The 1,299-nt window shown below is 34.9% G+C and carries 1 protein-coding gene; it reads left to right on the top strand.

Annotation, left to right across the window (positions count from 1 at the left end; translation table 11 throughout):
• Positions 1-90: 90 nt before the first annotated feature.
• Positions 91-1,254, top strand: coding sequence for an IS481 family transposase (locus E2R67_RS16315; RefSeq protein ID WP_134292006.1), 1,164 nt, complete (start codon positions 91-93; stop codon positions 1,252-1,254).
• The last annotated feature ends 45 nt before the right edge of the window (positions 1,255-1,299 follow it).

Genomic DNA, 1,299 nt, shown 5'->3' with positions numbered 1-1,299 from the left:
TGTATGAGTTATAAACATAGGTGACACTTTGTTGCTTATACATAGGTAACAATTTCTTAAACTATAAGTACCCAAAATAAGGAGGTACTTATGCCTTGGAATGAGTTGAACCTAATGGACAATAAACTTTTGTTTTTGGCTGATTGCATACGAGATATTATGCCATTTAGTCGTTTATGTGAACGATATGGAATCAGTCGTAAAACTGGTTATAAGTGGTTGAATCGCTACAAAGAAAACCAAGAAGAAGGCTTGAAAGAGTTAAGTCGTCGACCACATTCTCATCCTTTTCAAACACCGTACTATGTCCGTAAAAAGATTATCGATCTTAGAACGGAAGCATATATTACACCTGGAGCTAAAAAAATCCATGAAATGTTAATCAGATCATATCCTGATGTCACCCCTCCATCAGTGACAACTATTCATAAGATTTTAAATCAAGCCGGACTCGTTAAGCCTTGTCGACGAAAGCATCGTATCCCTCTTCATAAAACATCATTAAAACCAAGCTCAGAACCTAATGAGCTATGGTCAGTTGATTTCAAAGGTGAGTTTAAATTACAAACTGGAAAATATTGTTATCCATTAACATTAATGGATGATAATAGCCGTTATTTATTAGGCTGTGAAGGTCAAACTACAGTTGGTCATGTAAGTACTATTAAAACCTTTAAGCGCTTATTTAAAGAACATGGATTGCCTCAGAGAATTCGCAGTGATAATGGAGCTCCATTTGCGAGTAAAACTGTTGGAGGACTATCAACGTTATCGATTTGGTGGATCAGATTAGGCATTTATCCTGAGCGTATTAAACCCGGTAGGCCACAACAAAATGGTAAGCATGAAAGAATGCATAGAACATTAAAAGCTGCGGTTAGTACACCTATAGCAACTTCTCTTAATACTATGCAAAATCGTTTTGAACGATTTAAGACAGAATATAATAACGAACGACCTCATGAAGCGCTTAATCAAAAAACACCTTTTGAATGCTATAAACCATCACTGAATCAATTACCTAAAAGATTACCTGAGTTAGTTTATCCTAGTTATTATGAAGTTAAAAAGATTCGTCCATCAGGAGTGTTCTATTGGAAAAATGGACAAGTATATGTATCTCATTTACTTGATGGTGAATTTGTAGGCATTGTCGAAGTGAAAGATGGCATTTATGATGTGTATTTTAGTTTTTATCGATTAGGTTGTATTGACCTTGAATCAAGTAAAGACTATTGGACGGTAAAAGTGTAACCCATGTATGTTTAATAAAGTGTTACCTATGAACTTGACTGTACA

The organism is Psychromonas algicola (assembly GCF_004378355.1).
In the GTDB taxonomy this organism is placed as follows: Bacteria; Pseudomonadota; Gammaproteobacteria; order Enterobacterales; family Psychromonadaceae; genus Psychromonas.
The sequence above is the reverse complement of the archived record's forward strand: the minus strand, read 5'-3'. Positions and strand labels throughout refer to the sequence as shown.